This window comes from Undibacterium hunanense (assembly GCF_014284335.1).
Taxonomy (GTDB): Bacteria; Pseudomonadota; Gammaproteobacteria; order Burkholderiales; family Burkholderiaceae_D; genus Undibacterium; species Undibacterium hunanense.
Map to the genome: position 1 here is coordinate 1 of NZ_JACOGF010000023.1, position 17,394 is coordinate 17,394.

A 17,394-nucleotide genomic window follows, 5' to 3' on the forward strand; every position below is an offset into this window, starting at 1 on the left:
CTTCCATGGCCTTGCGCGCCAGGCCCGATACCAGTGCATATACCACCAGCACGTGAAATAATATGACCAGCCCTAATCCGATAAATTTCTTTCCCGGCTCTTGCTGGCGATTTGAAAAATCCATTCCCGCTGTCTCCTCGAACTTAGAATATGAAGGCGGTAATAATAACCGCTGTTGAAGAAAAAATTGCGCTTCTTTGCTGAAAACTTGCCATATTTTTTGTACTAAGCATGGAATTTAACTCTCTGGCCAATAATCGCGGACATGATTGCCAGCTTTTACTTGCTGCGGGAATAAGCAAATCCAACCTCTAAATATCAAAATAATGATTATTTGTGGTGACCCTGAAAATAAGCGACCAAACAGGCGCTTGGTACTTAGCAATAATTGAACCATGCCAGATGTATGCAGCCAGTCAGCAAGCATGGTCCGTATATGCACTAACAAGATGAAAATTCCTGCAGGTATCTGCCCCAAAAAAATGCACTGTGGAGTGATCAGTTTTGAGGTCATCTTATCCATGTTTTTGTTTCTTCCAAACCGGCAATAAATAGCAGCTTACGACAAGCCTGAAAGTTATCTGTGCCGTTGTAAAAATGCATGCCGGTGCGGCTAAAATTTCTGCGGACTGTTTTGGGTCTGCTGACTTTGATCTGAAAAGTGAAGCAGAGAAATTTTCTGTCACCATCACCATCCATATTGATGTCGTTCTTTGCTTGGATCATGCCCATGCCTTCAGGCAAAGACCCTTATGTCTGGCCAAAGAAAAATCATCTGCTATCTTGCTGTTCCGCATCGACTTCGTCCGGTTTGCCGATGCAGATCATTTGCAATTGTGCGCTGACGTGTTGAGATATAAACGCTGCTATGCGCAGAGGCTGGCAAATTCATCTTGAAAAATGATCGCAGTATATATGTTTCGACACACTAAAAAAGTAGTGTGACTACATTGCACTTAGTTGAATTTCATTCAATTTTTATCAGATGGAAATAGTTTTCGTTGCTGATTTTTCAGATTTCACTCTAATTTCACCACGGCGGGTGTAAATTTGTTAGACAGTAATGTGAATTTTATGTAGTATTGTTACATAAATTGATGCCTGAATAGGTAGCCAGAGGCAGATCTGAAAATATGAATGCTGAGATGTTGACCAAAAATCCAAAAATACCAGATAGTGCAGGGCCGCGTTTGCTGGCAGATATTGGTGGCACCAATGCGCGCTTTGCCCTGGAAACGACGAATCATCGTTTTGAAGCGATTACCGTATTGCCCTGCAATGCCTATCCCGATTTGCAGGCCGCCATTACGGCCTATCTTGCCAGAGAAGAAGTAAAGGCGCTGTGTCAGCAGGCAGTACAACATGCAGCCATTGCCATTGCCAACCCTGTGGAGGGGGATGTGATAAGCATGACTAATCATCACTGGGCTTTCTCCATCGAGGCTTTGCGTCAGGCTTGTGGCTTCCAGAATCTGGTGGTGGTGAATGATTTCACTGCGCTGGCGATGGCTTTGCCTCATCTGGCAGAACATGAAAAATTGCAGGTTGGTGGCGGCCAGGCGCAAGCGCAACGCGCCATCGGTCTGATCGGGCCTGGTACCGGTCTTGGTGTGTCCGGCATTATTCCTTCGGGGTCGCACTGGATACCTTTGTGCAGTGAAGGTGGCCATGTCTCGTTTTCACCGGCGGATGATACGGAAATCGAGATTCTTCGTTATGCCCGCAAGGAATATGCGCATGTATCTGCTGAGCGCCTGATTTCCGGTATGGGTCTGGAAATCATGTATCGTGCCCTGTCACATATGGATCAGATATCCAATCCGGAAGACATGAATGCCGCCGATATCACGCGGCTTGCGCTGGATGGCAGTTGCCCTGTGTGTGTCCGTACAGTTGAATATTTTTGCGCCATGCTGGGAACCATCGCCGGTAATCTGGCGATGACCCTGGGGGCTACCGGTGGCGTGTATATCGGTGGCGGTATCGTGCCGCGCCTGGGTGAATTTTTCAACACGTCTGCATTTCGCCAGCGTTTTGAAGCAAAAGGGCGTTTCGCCACTTATCTTGCGCAGGTACCGACTTTCCTTATTACTGCAGAATACCCGGCCTTTTTAGGTGTATCTGCCATTTTGACTGAACGGCTGTCGGTGGTTGCTGATTCTGCTGCTCATTTGATTGATGCCTGATGCGTTGCCTGTACTTTCAATTATTTTCTGGTCTGAGTGATGAATACTAGTGTTCAAATGAAGCAGGGCCAGCAGCCTGCCGACTGGTGGCGCGACGCCGTCATCTATCAGGTCTACCCGCGCAGTTTTTTCGACAGTAACGGTGATGGCATCGGTGACTTGCCCGGCATCACCGCTAAGCTCGATTACATCGCTGCACTGGGTGTGGATATTGTCTGGATATCGCCTTTCTTTACGTCGCCCATGAAGGACTTTGGTTACGACGTGGCAGACTATTGTGATGTCGATCCCATTTTCGGGTCGCTGGCCGACTTTGATCGTTTGTTGCAGCGTGCCCATGCGCTGGGTTTGAAGATCATGATCGATCAGGTCTTGTCGCATTGTTCCGATGTACATCCCTGGTTTACCGAAAGTCGCCAGAGTCGTGACAATCCCAAGGCAGACTGGTATGTCTGGGCTGACCCCAGGGCGGACGGTTCACCGCCAAATAACTGGCTGTCTGTATTTGGTGGTTCTGCCTGGCAATGGGATGCACGCCGCCGCCAGTATTACATGCATAATTTTCTGGTCAGCCAGCCGGACCTGAATTTCCATCATCCCGAAGTGCGCCAGGCACATTTGGACAATATGCGTTTCTGGCTGGCACGCGGAGTGGATGGCTTCCGGCTGGATGCCTGCAACTTTCATTTCCATGACCGGGCGCTGCGCGACAATCCGCCCAGCCAGGTGCGTGACAATAAAACCGTGCAAGACAATAATCCCTATGGCATGCAGGCGCATATCCATGACAAGACACAGCCAGAAAATCTGGCCTTTCTGGAAAGCATACGCAGTTTGCTCAATGAATTCGGTGCGATTGCCATCGGTGAAGTGGGCGCCGATGACTCATTGGGTGTCATGGCGGAATATACGGCAGGCGATAACAAACTGCATATGGCTTACAGTTTCAATCTGCTGACGGCAACCTGTTCCGCTGGGTATATTCGACAACAGGTCGAAGAATTTGAAGCGCGTGTCAAGGGCGGCTGGGTGTCCTGGTCAGTCGGCAATCATGATTCGGTGCGGGTCATGACACGCTGGGGTGGTCCGCAGGCAACGCCTGCTTTTGCCAAAATGCTGCTGGCCATGCAAATGGCCCTGAAAGGCACGCCATGCCTGTATCAGGGGGATGAGCTGGCGCTGACTGAGGCCGAAGTTGCTTATGAAGATATACAAGACCCTTACGGCATTACGTTCTGGCCAGAATTCAAGGGGCGTGACGGTTGCCGTACGCCTATGCCCTGGCAGGCAGATCAGGTGCATGCAGGCTTCAGCAGCGGCAAGCCTTGGTTGCCGGTGTCGGCAGAACATACAGCCCACGCCGTATCTGTGCAGGATAAAGATGGCAATTCAGTGCTCAATTATGCGCGGCATATCCTTGCCTGGTGCAAGCAATACCCGCAACTTAGCCGGGGCGATATCAGCTTCTTTGATGCTCCCGAATCGGTACTGGCGATACGTCGTGACCTTGCTGGCAACAACAGTATCGTGGCCGCATTCAATCTGGGCAATCAACCGGTGAGTTTCTACTGGCCTGATACAACCGGGGCAAAAACAATGGACGCCGCAGGTTTGCCAGGGCAGGCTGAAGCAGGAAAAGTCAGCTTGCCAGCCTATGGCGCGTGGTTTGGGGAAGTGAGTTAAACAGGATGTTTTGCAGTGCGCTTGACAGGGCTGTACGTGTGGCGTACGGCCCTTTTTTTAATTCCTGTTGATTTTAATTTCTATTGATTCTATTCCTGCTGATATCAAATACTTTCGTTCAGCATTTCTACTGCCCAGTCAGCGATACCCTGAAACTGTCCGACAGCGGGATGATCCGGGGCGTAATGGCAAAGCGGCTGCTGAAATGCAAAAGCCATGCTGATGGCTTCATCGCGCGGTATGCCAAAAGGCAACATGCGCTGGCCATATGATTTACTTAATGCAGATGCGATGTCGGTATTGAGCTTGTTGTCAGGTTCGAGCTGGTTCAATAGCAGCATGCAATGATCAAGCGACGTGCCGGTTTCCATATTGCTTAACCAGGATTCCATGGCTGGTATGGTGGCATAAGAACTGGCGTCAGCCAGTGCAACCATGACAATCAGATCGGCGCAGGCAACGGCTTGCCGCAGGTACACCGATGGCCCTGGTGGTGTATCAATCAGCAGGATAGCGTCATCGGGCAGATCAAGCAGGCGGATCTGTTGTTCTATCCAGTCGGGCTGATTGGTCAGACAGAGTTCAAATTTCTTGCGTTCTGCTTCGCTGACATCGCCATAGGGCAGGTTGATGACGTTATAGGCAGTCGGATAGGCAGCATCCGACCAGTCCTGTTCCAGTACTGTCTGTCTGCATACCCCATCTTCCAATGCGACACCTAGCCCGAAATGCAGGTGCAGGCTATTTTGCGGGTCCAGGTTCAAGACAGCGATGCTGTCGGTACTGGCATCCTGCGCCAGAACTGCAGCCAGATTGGCGGTCACGCTGGTTTTACCGACGCCACCCTTCATGGAAACAACTGCAATAATTTTCATTTTTTAAGTAGCTGTCCCAGAAATCCGGTATCGCCGGATGGCGCGGACAAATTTTTCTCATCAGTTGCCAGGCGCTGGAACAATGCCTGAACCGAGGATGAATTCCTGGCATTGCTCATGCCCGTGGTGGAGGACGTCAAATGCTGGAGCTGACTGGCGATTTGTTGTTTGCGGTTGGGTGAGCCACCAGGCGGCGAGCCGGCATATGGTGTCGCGCCTGCTGCCCCTGCTATAACCACCTCAGCGACAGGCATGTATTGCCAGCGTGCTTCCCGTTCTGCTTCTGTTAACAGCGCAGGACGATGTGCCTGTTTTGCAGCGATAGACTGCAAAATGGGCCAGCTATGTTCAGGTGCTTTGCCATCGTCCTGGCGATTCATGAATACTTTCTATGGTGAATGGTAAGTACTGCAAGCCGTTCAGATGATTTACAAAAGAAATCCATCAGCGTTGCAAAGGAGGCCTGGTCCTGATTATTTCGATTAATTTTATCAATCATTAATGAAGCGGCATAGAAATACTTGCATGCCTTTCATCAATGCATGTGTTTTGCTTACTTCAATGACACAGCTGTTGCGCGACACATTTTCAATTCAGTGATCGATATCGCACCAGGCTCACTGGCTGTTATCTTCACGCCCGTATAGGTTTTGCCATCCCGGGGCAATGCAAATACCAGACTGTGTGTAGTGGCATCACCATTAACGGGGACGGCCTGGCTTGATTTGCGTCCGCCAACATCCCCTTTCATCGCTTCCAGGGTCAGCGTTTGCGATGTCTTGCTGCTCACCTGTGCCTGCAGATAATCAAGACCATCACTGGCGGGACTCAGTTGTATGTTCAATTCGCCGTTTTTAGTGGCCCCAGGCAAGCTGGCAGTGACAGGTGAGGGGCGGCACTGCTGTTGCACCAGCGCCGACACACGTTGCAACCATTCCAGATTGTCGCTGCGATAGCGTTCTTCGCGGTAAGGGAAGGCCGGTGGTGCACGCATGTCTCTTTCCGGCATTTCCCATATCAGCAGTTTCGGTGGATTATTGCGAAAGGCATCATCGCGCAGATACGATTCCATGCCTACCCACGACCCCTGGTCAGCACCTACCGCAACGGTCAGTACATCTTTTTGCAGGCTGTATTTCAATAAGTCAGGAAAACGTGTCCAGGGTTTGGAATAGCTGCTACCCACCAGGCTGATCAAAGTGACAGGTGCATCACCCAGCAGATTATTGCTGCCGGCAGCCTTGCTCACCTCGACGTCGTACACCATTTCTGGTGCATAGGTGGCCGCATTTTTGGGTAACTGGTTGACCAGGTCGCGTGATACGGTGGCGATGGCTTGTTGTGTCCAGCGTACCGAGAATTTTTCAGTTGGAATAGTTCGCAGTATGGCTTTGAGTGTTGCATCGGTTTCCATGCTGATGGTGGCGGTGTCTGCCGCCAGCATGGCACCTTGCGCAGACCAGTGACTGTCAAGGCGGAAAAACAGATTCTTATCCGGCTGGCTTTTTACGTTCTGCAAAAAACTGGTATTCAGGTCAATGACTTTGACACCTGCCGAGTTCAATACCTGTGCCATTCTTTGATAATTGCCTGCCATATAAGGATTGAGCTTGTTCTGATCTGGCAGGTGGGCCTGGTAAATGCGTGCCTTGAGTGGCACCATGGCTACTACCAGGGTAATGCCGTTGTCCTTCAGGGCCTGATTGAACCCTTTGATCAGGTCCAGTGAGGTATTGCTTGCTGCCAGATCGGCACTGGTAGTCCATTCATAGCGATAAAACAGCCAGTCATGTTTGCCTTCAATGGCAGCAGCTTCCTGCGCAGATGCAGGTAATGTACTCAGACTCACTGCAATGAGGCTTGTGGTTAGCCAACTGGCCAGATGTAGGTAGGGGCGCAACATGTTTATACTCCTGAAATGCGAATGGCAGTCACCATGACTTTAGTGGTGATGCAGATGGATAGCCGGGTTAATGTCATCTGGAAAATCCCGGTTCCAGCGTGTTTTTGGAAACCCGTGCACGCAAGTCTGAATGCGCTTCCGTTGAAAGCAGCAAACTATAGTTGTCCCCGCGTTCCATCGCCAGTGGAGTCCTGGCCTGTCCCTTGCCGGAAGGCGCACAATCAACGGACGTTGCTGGTCGCTCATTCAATGGACAAACCAGCAATTCCACACTGACCGGATTTACCGCCAGCGAGTAGCTGGTGGATGGAGCCAGATCACGAAAAACGCTGGTCTTGCCATCCGCAGTTTTGATATTGACCGTACCAGACTCTGGTGCCAGATGGTAAGCCGTCAAGGTGGACTTGAGCCGGTTGCTATTACTTCTGTCTTCAAATATGACGGGAGTAAGGGTTGTTGTTTGCGCTTGCAGGTGCATGAAAGCCAGTGTCTGTATGCGTTTTGCACGCACATCCAGCTTCAGTGTCTGGGCTTTCTTGCTGCCAGTACGTGACTGCAAAATCAGCTCGTGCGGTCCGGCTGGCAACACCATGTAATGACTGAACTGGGATTCCTGCAAAGACGTCTGGCGGATTTTGCCGTCGATAAGTACGTCCACCTGATCTTGCTGGCCGAGGTAAATCACGCGGATATAACTGGCATCCGCTGGCGGTTCCGGTTCGTACAGGGCACCGGTGGATTGCGCCGTTGCCGTCATCGGCATGAGCAATTGCAGGCTCGATAGTAAACAAAACGGTAAACAAAACAGCAAACAAAACTTCAACAGATAGCGGGCGCTAAAGCCTTGCTCTGTCGGCAGATGGTGCTCGCCGGTGCAAGGTGTTGATGAAGTTTTTCTTTGCATATTGAAATTTATTCAAGGTCGATTGTGATAAAAATGAAAACATAATTAACAAACCAATCACATTTTCGGCAATGTTACACATGGTAAAATGGCGCAATAATAATGCTGACAAGTATCCACAGATTGCGTTATCAGGATTCTTTGTCAATTAAACAAAAGGCGCTCGCCATTATGCATGAGACCCCCACCGTTGCCAACGCCAGGCTGAATCTTCCTGGTCTTCCCAGTCTGACAGATCAGATGCTGGTTGGCGGCCTGTATGCATTGATCGCAGAAATGCCGCCTTCACGCGTACCTTTGCTGGCCAGCAGTCTGGTGCATGCGTGGAACAAGGGTATGGATTGCACCGTCATTTTGCCATCGCACCCGGAGGCATTTCTTGAACGTATAGATGCGCTGGGTACCTACGATACCCGTCAGGCAATCGATAGCGGTAAATTGCAGATATTTTTACGTCAGGATAATTTTTCCAAAAACATGTTCCGCTTTGGCGCAGGCCGCTTTGCCAGGGAGCTTGATCATTTTGGTATTCCTGATGGCAGCTATCTGATATTTGATCAGGCGGATGAATTATTCAGCCTGCACGATATTTCGCTGGCGATGGAACAAATAGAAGTCATGCGACTCTGGTTCAGCAAGCACAGGGTGACTGCCTTGCTGATATTTTCTCGCCTGAACAGCAACAGTGCCGATACCCTGCAAGCCATGATGGATCAACTGTCCGGCATCGTCAAGATTACCAGCGGGCGTCAGGGACAAGAACTGGTTTTTGATTATTGGCAATCACCCGAAGGCACCATTGCAGCCCGGCAGTATCCTTTGCTGACGCTCGATAACGGCATGTACCAGATTGGTATACGCGCCAATGAAGATGCGAATGACAATGTGATCAGCCAGATCATTGAATCCGTCGCAAGCGGACCCACAAAATTCTTTTACATGGATGAAGACCTGGCTGGTCTTGCCAACGAATTGCCAGGTGTCTGGCAGCAAGTCAACAGCATGGTTGGAATGTTGCATGCGACCCGTGGCTTACATGCAGCGACCGTTATACTGAGCTTTCAGCGTGACACCAGTCTGCGTGAAATTGCAGAAACCGTGCATACCCTGCGTACCAGTCTTGGCAAGAAAGCGCATATAGTCGTGCGTGAAAAACAGGCTTCCCTACGCTACCAGAATGAAGCCTTGTTGCTGCGTCTGGGCGTCAATCTGGTGATACACCGTGACATTCCGGAAAGCCGGCTGCCGCTGTTGCTGGAATCCTTGCAGGGGCAAAGCTTTGACCGCAATGTCGAGATTGATTTTGAAGTCGCCCTGGCCAGTGTCATACCATCTGGCGCACGCGGTTATTTATTACCAGCGCGTTTTGCCCGTGAAGCCAGCGCCATTGTTGAACGTGGTACCGCCCTGAATATTCCCTGCGCACTGGTCATCGGCGAACTGGTACGTGGTACCAGTTTTCCTGACATCCTTGGGCGGGTCACTATCTCTCGCCCCGGTGATTTGCTGTCCAGCGATGGCCGCGCATGCTATCTGTTTTTTAATGGTTGTCCCGAATCTGCCTTGCCATTTACCGTAGAACGCATTTTGGGTGGTCGGGTGGAAAGCACATTTTACGATCCCGAATTTTTGCTCGACAGGCCATCTATTGAAGCAGCCTTGAATACGTTGGCGCGCGCAGCCCGTGAGAAAAATCTTCCTGATTATTCTGCTGAGCCCATGCATGAGGAAGAACTGGTCAGGGTCGTGCCGCAAGCAAAGATACCAAAGCAGATTAAGCCGGAACTACCTACGGTATCAGCGGTAGCAAAATTATCCCAGGTGCCTGATGTTGCTGATGCAGGCAGCAAGCCTTTCGCCACTGAAACGAAGCTGCCGGTCAGCACTGTCATTGCGGAGGCCAGTCCGGTCTTGCACGAAGCCAGGCAAGTGAAAGAATTACTGGCGAATGTGGTGGAGAATAAGTTGACGAATACTGTAACGGATGGTGTGACTCAGCCAGATGTGCCCCAGTCTCACGCTGCCAATCAGGTTTTTGGCAAACAGCCGGCACCAAGGGCGACACGTGCTTCCTACAAAAAGCAGACGGGTTGATGTTTTCCGTTCAGGCCAGTCAGCCTATTCAGCCTATTTAGGCTACTAATCAGGCTATCGATAAAAAAAGTTTATGATCCTTACCCCATTTTTCTCAAAATCAGCAAATCAGCCAGCATCCGTATCGAATGGTATGCAGCAATTGCCGGTGGTGTTTTTTCTTGCTGCCTTATGCGGCAATACACTTGCGTTTGCAGCAGACCTCTCTTCGGATGTAGCGCAGAGTCCGGCTCAGCAACGCATCGTTGACCTTAGCGCAAATGGAAATTACCAGGCTGCCGGTACGCAGGGGCTGGAAGTGCTGGAAAAAGAAAAAACCGATACTGGCCTGCGTCTGATCGTTGCCAATAGCCTGGCCTGGTCAGGGCGTTTCAAGCAGGCGGCATTGCAATATAAATTGCTGTCGAATAGCAAGCAGCGCAAGGAAGCACGCGTTGGTTTGGCCAACGTCTATCGCTGGAAAGGTCGTGACGATCAGGCCTTGCCCCTGTATCAAACCGTATTGGCGGAAGATCCGCAAAACGCCGCGGCCCTTGAAGGGCTTGGCTATGCCATGCGTGAACTTAATCCACGCACGCTCATCACCGTCGGTGCCGGACAGGATTCTGGTGATGCCAAACGCCGCGAAGCCACGATCAGCCAACGCTGGCGCGACGATACGGGCCAGCACGTGTTTGAAATCGGTACTGCCGGTTTGCGCGATCAGTTGCCGGCTACCGCTGTCCAGCAAAGAGATGTCAGCTTCAGTTACCAGAATCTCAACCTGCCGCTGGAACCAAGGCTGGAGCTTAATGTCCAGGCCAAGCCGGCAACTGATGTATTCGGCAACCTGAAATTGAAGATAGACGACGGCCGTTTTCTGTTGGAAGTTGGCCGGAGCAACTGGGGCAAGTCTGCCTTCAACGCCCGCGCTGTGGAAGATGGTCTGACCGCAGCCCATATCGGGCTCGATGCTAATCTGAATTTTGAGGTGGGACAATTTAGTGGACATGCTGATATTTTCCGCATCTCCGACAACAACGTGATCCTGACCACGCGCAGCAATTTCATTCCATCCTGGCGGCCTTTGGGTCACCGCATCAAACCGTTTGCAGGGATAGAAACGCGTGATGTGCGTTTTTATTCGAATCGTTACTGGTCACCGGCAGATGGTTTTGGTACTGCTTATCTTGGCCTGCAGGCCGACTGGGGCAGTGAAAACTGGAGCCTGTTTGGCAGCGGCCAGGTGGGCACCCGGTTGTATGGCGAAGCTGGCAGCAACTGGAGTCTGGGTGTAGGGGGCAAGCGCTGGCTGGGCAAAAATCTGGCTATCGGCGTTAACCTGTGGTCCATGGCCAGTCGTCGTGACAATGCCCGTTATCGCGCCAAATCATTCTCCATGAATCTGGAGAAACTTTGGGACTGAGGCAATTATGGCGTTACCTGATTGCGGCCCTGTCCATAGGCGGCGTCGCTGCGATTTTTGTATACAGTCTGGGCGGCATGCGGCAATTCGGCCTGGGCAGATTCAGCGTTCTGTTTGAAAACCTGTTTCTCAGCGCCGTCTCTGCCTATCTCTTGTTTTTCCTTGCCTTGCTGGTGATACGCTACGCCGTGCTGATCCTGTATTCCTTCATGGAACATCTGGAATACCTGATGAAGCGTCGTCAGGAACCCGAAAGCACCTTGCATGATGAAGCGTCGCTGCCCATGATTTCACTGGTGGTGCCGGCTTATAACGAAGGGCCGGTCATACAGCAGGCCCTGCGTTCACTGTTATTGCTCGACTATCCAAATTATGAAATTCTGGTGATTGACGATGGGTCCAGTGATGATACCTATGAAAAAGCGCTGGCCGTGGCACGCGAAGACCATCAGGTGTCCATCCGCGTCATCACCAAGAAAAACGGTGGCAAGGCGGATGCCCTCAATAGCGGCATGACCGCAGCCCGTGGTGAATATATTCTGAACATGGATGGCGACACCAAGCTCTCACGCAATACCCTGCGTGCCTGCATACGCCATTTTGATGATCCGCGTGTTGGTGCGGTAGCAGGCAACGTCAAGGTGCTGAATCGCGAAAACCTGTGGACCAAGGTGCAGGCGCTGGAATACGTCGAAGGCCTGGCCATGGCCCGCAAGGCCCAAAGCTTCATGCGTGCCGTCAATATCATACCCGGGCCACTGGGCATGTTTCGCAAGACTGTCTTACAACAGGCCGGTGGCTATGACCATGATACTTTTGCCGAAGATTGTGATCTGACACTGAAGCTGCTGATGCGCGGCTGGCATATTGCCTATGAGCCAACCGCCATCGCCTGGGTCGAGACACCCAGCGGCCTGCTGGATTTGCTCAAGCAGCGTTACCGCTGGACCCGTGGCATTTTGCAGGCAACCCGGAAACATAGTTCAGCTCTATGGAGTCCGCGCCGCGCTGGCCTGAACTTCTTCATCTTATGGTACATGCTGTTTGAAGGCATCATGTGGCCGTTTTCCACTGTGCTGGGCAATGTTTTCTTTGTGTATATAGGTCTGCAATACGGCGTAGTCATCTTCCTGTTTTATTGGTGGTTGCAACTGACTATTCTGGATATCGTCGCCGCTACCTATTGCATCATTGTCGAAGAAGAAGATCCCTCACTGATATTCTATGCCGTCGTGTTCCGGCTGTTCTACATTACAATTATTGATATTTCCAAAGTCTTTGCCACTATAGAAGAATGGCGCGGAACGGCAATGACCTGGGGCAAGTTACAGCGGGAAGGCAAACTCTGACATGGATCTGATTTCGATACTGGCAACGGTGATACTGATCACCACCATAGGCACGCTGGTGGTCGGTGTGGCTGCTTATGTTGCTTTCAAGTTGCGCGACAAGCGTCGTCCCAAACGCAAAGACCCGACCGCATCCGTTGAGGGTGAAATACAGCCGATTTTTCTCAAGCGTTATACGCCAGAAAAACATGCTGCCCCTGCTGTCACGACCACAAGCCCATCTTAAGTCATGGTAACGGCGCTTTAATTTTTCATGCAAACAGAAGATCCCAGCGGTTTTGAAAACCGGCCTGCATACCGGCGCATAGGCACCTATCTGATCGGGCTGATTGTGCTAGTCATGGCTGTGTCGGTATTTGCCTATCTGTCGTCGATGCAGGTGCTGGGCTGGCAAATGCCGCAATTCAGCCTGAACACACCTTTTGGTTCACCTGGCGGGACGACATCGGCACCAACATCCAAAGGACTGTACCTGTATGTATCACCGAATACCCGCAGCTATTTTTCTTCCATAGGCGGTAATTATGATCGCCTGCTGGCGCCCTGGCGTGCGTATGGCAAACAGCGTCAGATCAGCTTCAAGGAAATCACCGATCCACAAGAGTTGCGTAACATCAGCGAAGGTGTCCTGATACTGCCTTCGGCGGTAGCGCTCAGCGAACAGGAACGGATAGACCTGCAGGCTTATCGTACACAGGGCGGCGCAATACTGGCGACCTGGGCCAGCGGCACCCGCAATGAAAAAGGTGAATGGGCTGGCTGGCAATTTCTTGAAGGCCTGGGTGCTGTTTCCAAAGGCGAAATTGTGCAGGGTGCGCCGGCAGCGGCGGCGTCTGCGGCATCCCTGGCATCCGCGACATCACCAGTGCCACCCACATCATTGGCGCGTTACCTGATACTGGATGGTGAAACACCACTGACCCACAGTCAGGCTGCGGGGCAACGCATCTGGCTGGGCAACGCATCGGAAAGTTTGCTGCGCTTCAGTGGCAAGGCCGGTGCCGCCCGCATCATGGACTGGGGCCGGGTACAGGATGCAGAACGCAAGAATGAAGCTGCGGTCTTGTATGCCGAACCTTCGGCAGAATCCGGCCGCAGTGCCGTGTTTGCCTTTGCCGAATCCGCATGGGAAGCGCAGCCTTACCCCATATACAGTCTGGTTGATGACACGCTGAGCTGGCTGCAAAGACGACCAGCCCTGGTACGTGCTGCCTGGCCAGAAGGTAAATATGCTGCGCAAATAATAGAAATGGATACCGAGCAAGGTTTCCCAAATGCCCTGCGCTTTGCGGCAATGATACGCAGCATCAGTTATCGCGGCAGTTTCTATATGCTGACCTCTGTCGCCAGACAATTTCCTGATGAAACGAAAACCCTGGCACGTGATTATGATGTCGGTTATCACGGTGACGTGCATGAAGGCTTTAAAGGCCAAAGCGCCGGGCAGCAGGAAAAACGCCTGAATAGCATGCGCGCTGATTTGAAATCCATTCTGGCCGATACCAGCGCTTTGACCGGGTTCCGCGCACCGCTGGAAGCCTATGACGAAACCACCCAGCTAATGCTGCAAAAGGCCGGCTTCCTGCATCACCTGACCGACCCCGGCAGCACAGAGGGACGCTTGCCGGCGTTTGTCAAATTGGATGGAGTCAGCAATGACAAAGCCATGGTGTTGTTGCCACGTACCCAGCGTGATGACCTGAATTTAAGCAAGGAACAACTGGATGCAGAGCGGACCAAACTTGCCCTGATCGCGGATGCGGAAACCAGCAGGCAAATGGGCGCACTGGGAATACTCAGTGTCCATAGTCAGAACTTTGAAGAAAACAGTACGCTGGCCCAGGCATTTCCTGCCTATCTGGCCTACCTCAAGGCCAACAGGAATACTATCTGGCTGGCATCGGCTACCCAGGTTGCCAACTGGTGGCATGAACGCGATCGCCTGAAACTGTCGTCCACAGTGAAAGGCAGGCGCATAGAATTTGATATGACCATCACCGGCGACAAGCCTCTGGAAAATGCCAGCCTGATTTTGATGTTGCCGCAAAAAGGACAGTTACCCAGTGTTCTGGGTTTGAAGATCGGTACTCCCGGGGCCAATATCAAACGCATTGATGATTACCGCGTAGCGATCGTATTTGAAGCCCTGAAGCCTGGTAACTATGCTTATCAGGTGGTGTTTAACTAAACCCGCCACCGATAGCAGGTCTGTACCGACTGCTTTATGCCGTTGTCCTGAGCCAGTCTGCCAAATGCTGGATGTCGCGGCTGGCCGGTGCATCCGGTTCATATTGCAACACTGATCTTTCGTACGCCAACGCCTCCGGCACCATGGCGTCCCTGTGTATCACCATGGGGGCCATCTTGGCACCGTAAGTATTCATCAACGCGGTTCTGACCTGTTGTCCCAACTCGCTGTTTTCCTGCATCTGGTTCAGCAAGATATGTGTCGTCGTTGAAGTAGGGGGATACGTGTCCTGTACGCCATATTCCGCCAGCAGCTTGAATAGTTTGCTCAGGCTGGTGTAAGAGGCGGCGTCGGCCAATACCACAATCAATGCGCGCTCTGCCGCCTTCAGCGCCTGTGGCAGGTAGACTGTCGCACCTGGTGGTGTGTCCAGCAAAATGTAATCATAGGCGGCCACCCGCAAGCCCTGTATGGCTGTCGCCACCCACTGGGGACGTGCTTCCAGTGCAGACTCAAATTCCAGCAACTCTTCTTCAGTCACTCGCCCGAAGGGAATAAAGTCGACACCAAAGGGGCTATGGAAAATAACTTCAGGGAAAATACCCTCACGTACCAGACCAGCATCATCACCCGGGTCCATCGCCAGATGCAGACGTACCGCGTTTTGTGGATCAAGATCAATCACCAGCACACGTTTGCCACGCTGTCCCAGCGCGATGGCCAGATTGGTCGTCAGCGTCGTTTTACCGACGCCACCTTTACCAGAAATGAGGGAGATTACATGCATGGTTGCATAGTGATAAATTATTATTATGTGCGGCTGACTGACAGCATCAAAGCTGAAAAATGCAGATTAAATTGTTGAGCGCAGTGTACCCGTAATTTGCTCTCTTGATAAGAGCGCAGTCATGGTGTGAATGTACTAGAACTCATTTCATAAATAGGGATGAGTGCGAGCAAGGCGATTCGGGATGCAGTGTATGAAATGAGTTCTGGAATCATTCATCACTTGTATGGCGCGGTAGCCTTAAACCGGCATAGCTGTCAACAAATCAGCACATCGGCAAACTGCTTGCGATAATTGCCCGGGCTGTTGGCCACGATGCGGCGGAAGTGACGGCGCAGCGATTCTTCAGAACCAAATCCGGCCAGTTCAGCCACCTGTGTCAGGCTGGTGTGCGGTGATTCCAGCAATTCTTTGGCGATGGCGACGCGTTCACGTATCAGCCATTCACCCGGTGCCATACCGGTGGAATCCTTGAACTGACGTTGCAGCGTACGGGTACTCATCGCTGCTTTTTCTGCCATGGATGTCAGATTGTGCGGCAGGGCAGGGTGGGATCTGATCCAGTCCATCAGCTTTGCCAGGCGTGCATGCTCGTCGCTGGGCATGGGGCGCGGCACAAACTGCGCCTGTCCACCTTCACGATGTGGCGGTACCACCAGTCTTTGCGCCACCAGATTGGCGACCCTGGCACCGTAGTCCTTGCGTACCAGGTGCAGCAACATGTCCAGCCCGGCGGCGGAGCCTGCCGAGGTCAGTATCTGCCCCTGGTCGACATACAGGGCATTCGCTTCCACATGAATGGCTGGGTAGCGCTTCAGCAATTTTTCGGCATAGCGCCAGTGTGTCGTTACCGTCCTGCCATCCAGTATGCCGGCTGCTGCGAGGACAAACACGCCGGAACAGATACTGCAAATTCTGGCACCACGCGCATGGGCTGCACGGATTTTTTCCAGTATCGCCGGTGGTGGCATTTCGTCTGCATCGCGCCAGCCGGGGATGATGATGGTATCGGCCTGATCAAGCATACTCAAATCATGTGGCACTTCTACAATGATGCCACCCGCAGCCCGCAATTTGCCTGCTTCCATGGCGCAGACGGCAAAGTCATACCAGTCCACATCCAGCTCGGGGCGATGCAATGCAAATAACTCTACCGTGCAGCCAAATTCAAAGGTGCACAATTGATCATAGGCGAGGGCAACGACCAGATGTTTCTTCATGCCAGTTTTTTTGAGTGCAGGATTGTCCATGGCAAAATCTTACCGCAGATTGCGTTTCCGGACATGTTTGCTGGCACGGCTTGCGGTCCGGGCGACAGTTTACTTTTAAATCAGTGCCAATTACACTGACATCGCACACTTTGCCAAGCTGCCGTCAGCGTCTGCCTTCAGCAAGCCACCAATTGTGGCCTATGGGGTCATTTCAGCCGGCTTGCGGCACTTTTACATCATTAAAAACGTTACTCCTGCCATCTCTATGCGCAAATTGCCTGCACGCTACGGAAGCCTCGTCATGCCCTTTTTACTGTCGATACTGATGACCTGTATCGTTTCACTGATCAGTAGCTTGCGCAGCGTCGGTCTGGAGGAACATTTCATCGAAATCTGGATGGGATCATGGGCGCTGTCATGGGTATTTGCCTTTCCAACCCTATTGTTGGTGTTGCCGCTGGTAAGGCGTCTGACCTTGCTGGTGGTCGAAGCACCTTAGAGCGACTGGCACAATAAAATAACTGGACAATGCATCAATATGCACTAATGTTACTGCTAGGGAAGTCTACAAGCTAGTTGCAGACCATATTCATACATTGATCTTTGCTCTGTCAAAGCCAGGCCCGGTGCCTGGCTTTGTTGTGATTGCGTATTGCATGTATGTTGCGCTGCACATCTGTATTGCACAGCTAATGTGCCAGTGACATGGACGTTATATGCAAGTGACATGCAAGCGACATACATGCAACAGATATTCAAAGATTGTTAAAAAAATTATTTAAATTTTAATATTTTGTTGTTTATAGTTA

General features: G+C 51.6%; 16 protein-coding genes. 8 read left to right on the forward strand and 8 right to left on the reverse strand.

From position 1 onward, the window contains the following. Window positions 1-238: 238 nt before the first annotated feature. Together H8L32_RS26240 and H8L32_RS26245 are read right to left on the reverse strand one after the other, a co-directional pair. Window positions 239-523 carry a hypothetical protein gene (locus H8L32_RS26240; protein ID WP_186950824.1) on the reverse strand — a complete coding sequence of 95 codons (285 nt, stop codon included), beginning with the start codon at window positions 521-523 and terminating at the stop codon, window positions 239-241. Further along, window positions 511-726, reverse strand: a complete 216-nt coding sequence (locus H8L32_RS26245) for a hypothetical protein (protein WP_186950825.1) — start codon at window positions 724-726, stop codon at window positions 511-513. The genes H8L32_RS26240 and H8L32_RS26245 overlap by 13 nt, the downstream gene beginning before the upstream one ends. Before the next feature lie 419 nt (window positions 727-1,145). Between H8L32_RS26245 and H8L32_RS26250 the strand changes: the two genes are divergently transcribed. Together H8L32_RS26250 and H8L32_RS26255 are read left to right on the forward strand one after the other, a co-directional pair. After that, window positions 1,146-2,186, forward strand: a complete 1,041-nt coding sequence (locus H8L32_RS26250; RefSeq protein ID WP_186950826.1) for a glucokinase — start codon at window positions 1,146-1,148, stop codon at window positions 2,184-2,186. A 39-nt stretch (window positions 2,187-2,225) separates the two neighbouring features. Then, complete coding sequence (locus tag H8L32_RS26255) at window positions 2,226-3,869, forward strand: alpha-amylase family glycosyl hydrolase (protein WP_230412430.1); 1,644 nt, start codon at window positions 2,226-2,228, stop codon at window positions 3,867-3,869. 104 nt (window positions 3,870-3,973) lie between these two features. Here H8L32_RS26255 and bcsQ (H8L32_RS26260) read toward each other — a convergent pair whose 3' ends face one another. From bcsQ (H8L32_RS26260) to H8L32_RS26275, 4 genes are all read right to left on the reverse strand, one after another. Beyond that, on the reverse strand, window positions 3,974-4,744 hold the full coding sequence (gene bcsQ, locus H8L32_RS26260; protein ID WP_186950827.1) for a cellulose biosynthesis protein BcsQ: 771 nt from the start codon (window positions 4,742-4,744) through the stop codon (window positions 3,974-3,976). Next, window positions 4,741-5,124: a hypothetical protein gene (locus tag H8L32_RS26265; protein ID WP_186950828.1), complete on the reverse strand. Its 384-nt coding sequence runs from the start codon at window positions 5,122-5,124 to the stop codon at window positions 4,741-4,743. Before H8L32_RS26265 ends, bcsQ (H8L32_RS26260) begins: the two co-directional genes overlap by 4 nt. 173 nt (window positions 5,125-5,297) lie before the next feature. Then, window positions 5,298-6,647, reverse strand: a complete 1,350-nt coding sequence (locus H8L32_RS26270) for an alginate O-acetyltransferase AlgX-related protein (protein WP_186950829.1) — start codon at window positions 6,645-6,647, stop codon at window positions 5,298-5,300. A gap of 73 nt (window positions 6,648-6,720) precedes the next feature. Next, a complete protein-coding gene (locus tag H8L32_RS26275; RefSeq protein ID WP_186950830.1) occupies window positions 6,721-7,410 on the reverse strand; it encodes an alginate O-acetyltransferase AlgF in 690 nt (229 codons plus the stop codon). Between the two features lie 312 nt (window positions 7,411-7,722). Between H8L32_RS26275 and H8L32_RS26280 the strand changes: the two genes are divergently transcribed. The 5 genes from H8L32_RS26280 to H8L32_RS26300 all read left to right on the forward strand — a co-directional run bounded on the left by H8L32_RS26280 (window position 7,723) and on the right by H8L32_RS26300 (window position 14,587). After that, entirely contained in the window at window positions 7,723-9,645 is a 1,923-nt protein-coding gene (locus H8L32_RS26280) for a BcsE family c-di-GMP-binding protein (RefSeq protein ID WP_186950831.1), read from the forward strand. A 73-nt stretch (window positions 9,646-9,718) separates the two neighbouring features. Next, the gene (locus H8L32_RS26285) at window positions 9,719-11,050 is read left to right on the forward strand and encodes a tetratricopeptide repeat protein (RefSeq protein WP_186950832.1); all 1,332 of its coding nucleotides are present in this window, start codon (window positions 9,719-9,721) and stop codon (window positions 11,048-11,050) included. Continuing rightward, entirely contained in the window at window positions 11,041-12,399 is a 1,359-nt protein-coding gene (locus H8L32_RS26290; protein WP_186950833.1) for a glycosyltransferase family 2 protein, read from the forward strand. Before H8L32_RS26285 ends, H8L32_RS26290 begins: the two co-directional genes overlap by 10 nt. A 1-nt stretch (window position 12,400) precedes the next feature. After that, complete coding sequence (locus H8L32_RS26295) at window positions 12,401-12,625, forward strand: hypothetical protein (RefSeq protein WP_186950834.1); 225 nt, start codon at window positions 12,401-12,403, stop codon at window positions 12,623-12,625. A 27-nt stretch (window positions 12,626-12,652) separates the two neighbouring features. Beyond that, window positions 12,653-14,587: a polysaccharide deacetylase family protein gene (locus H8L32_RS26300; RefSeq protein ID WP_186950835.1), complete on the forward strand. Its 1,935-nt coding sequence runs from the start codon at window positions 12,653-12,655 to the stop codon at window positions 14,585-14,587. 34 nt (window positions 14,588-14,621) lie between these two features. On the opposite strand, the gene bcsQ (H8L32_RS26305) is transcribed toward H8L32_RS26300, so the two are convergent. After that, window positions 14,622-15,374, reverse strand: coding sequence for a cellulose biosynthesis protein BcsQ (gene bcsQ / locus H8L32_RS26305; protein ID WP_186950836.1), 753 nt, complete (start codon window positions 15,372-15,374; stop codon window positions 14,622-14,624). A gap of 257 nt (window positions 15,375-15,631) precedes the next feature. Next, complete coding sequence (ftrA, locus tag H8L32_RS26310) at window positions 15,632-16,594, reverse strand: transcriptional regulator FtrA (protein ID WP_186950871.1); 963 nt, start codon at window positions 16,592-16,594, stop codon at window positions 15,632-15,634. A 292-nt stretch (window positions 16,595-16,886) separates the two neighbouring features. On the opposite strand from ftrA, the gene H8L32_RS26315 reads away from it, so the two are divergent. Beyond that, window positions 16,887-17,084 (forward strand): DUF2798 domain-containing protein, encoded by a 198-nt coding sequence (locus H8L32_RS26315; protein ID WP_329605234.1) that lies wholly within the window; start codon window positions 16,887-16,889, stop codon window positions 17,082-17,084. The last annotated feature ends 310 nt before the right edge of the window (window positions 17,085-17,394 follow it).

Bases quoted from the DNA above. Each gene is read 5' to 3' on its own strand.
- H8L32_RS26240 (WP_186950824.1), bottom strand. From the start codon at position 523: ATGGATAAGATGACCTCAAAACTGATCACTCCACAGTGCATTTTTTTG.
- H8L32_RS26245 (WP_186950825.1), bottom strand. From the start codon at position 726: ATGATCCAAGCAAAGAACGACATCAATATGGATGGTGATGGTGACAGA.
- H8L32_RS26250 (WP_186950826.1), top strand. From the start codon at position 1,146: ATGTTGACCAAAAATCCAAAAATACCAGATAGTGCAGGGCCGCGTTTG.
- H8L32_RS26255 (WP_230412430.1), top strand. From the start codon at position 2,226: ATGAATACTAGTGTTCAAATGAAGCAGGGCCAGCAGCCTGCCGACTGG.
- bcsQ (WP_186950827.1), bottom strand. From the start codon at position 4,744: ATGAAAATTATTGCAGTTGTTTCCATGAAGGGTGGCGTCGGTAAAACC.
- H8L32_RS26265 (WP_186950828.1), bottom strand. From the start codon at position 5,124: ATGAATCGCCAGGACGATGGCAAAGCACCTGAACATAGCTGGCCCATT.
- H8L32_RS26270 (WP_186950829.1), bottom strand. From the start codon at position 6,647: ATGTTGCGCCCCTACCTACATCTGGCCAGTTGGCTAACCACAAGCCTC.
- H8L32_RS26275 (WP_186950830.1), bottom strand. From the start codon at position 7,410: ATGCCGATGACGGCAACGGCGCAATCCACCGGTGCCCTGTACGAACCG.
- H8L32_RS26280 (WP_186950831.1), top strand. From the start codon at position 7,723: ATGCATGAGACCCCCACCGTTGCCAACGCCAGGCTGAATCTTCCTGGT.
- H8L32_RS26285 (WP_186950832.1), top strand. From the start codon at position 9,719: ATGATCCTTACCCCATTTTTCTCAAAATCAGCAAATCAGCCAGCATCC.
- H8L32_RS26295 (WP_186950834.1), top strand. From the start codon at position 12,401: ATGGATCTGATTTCGATACTGGCAACGGTGATACTGATCACCACCATA.
- H8L32_RS26300 (WP_186950835.1), top strand. From the start codon at position 12,653: ATGCAAACAGAAGATCCCAGCGGTTTTGAAAACCGGCCTGCATACCGG.
- bcsQ (WP_186950836.1), bottom strand. From the start codon at position 15,374: ATGCATGTAATCTCCCTCATTTCTGGTAAAGGTGGCGTCGGTAAAACG.
- ftrA (WP_186950871.1), bottom strand. From the start codon at position 16,594: ATGAAGAAACATCTGGTCGTTGCCCTCGCCTATGATCAATTGTGCACC.
- H8L32_RS26315 (WP_329605234.1), top strand. From the start codon at position 16,887: ATGCCCTTTTTACTGTCGATACTGATGACCTGTATCGTTTCACTGATC.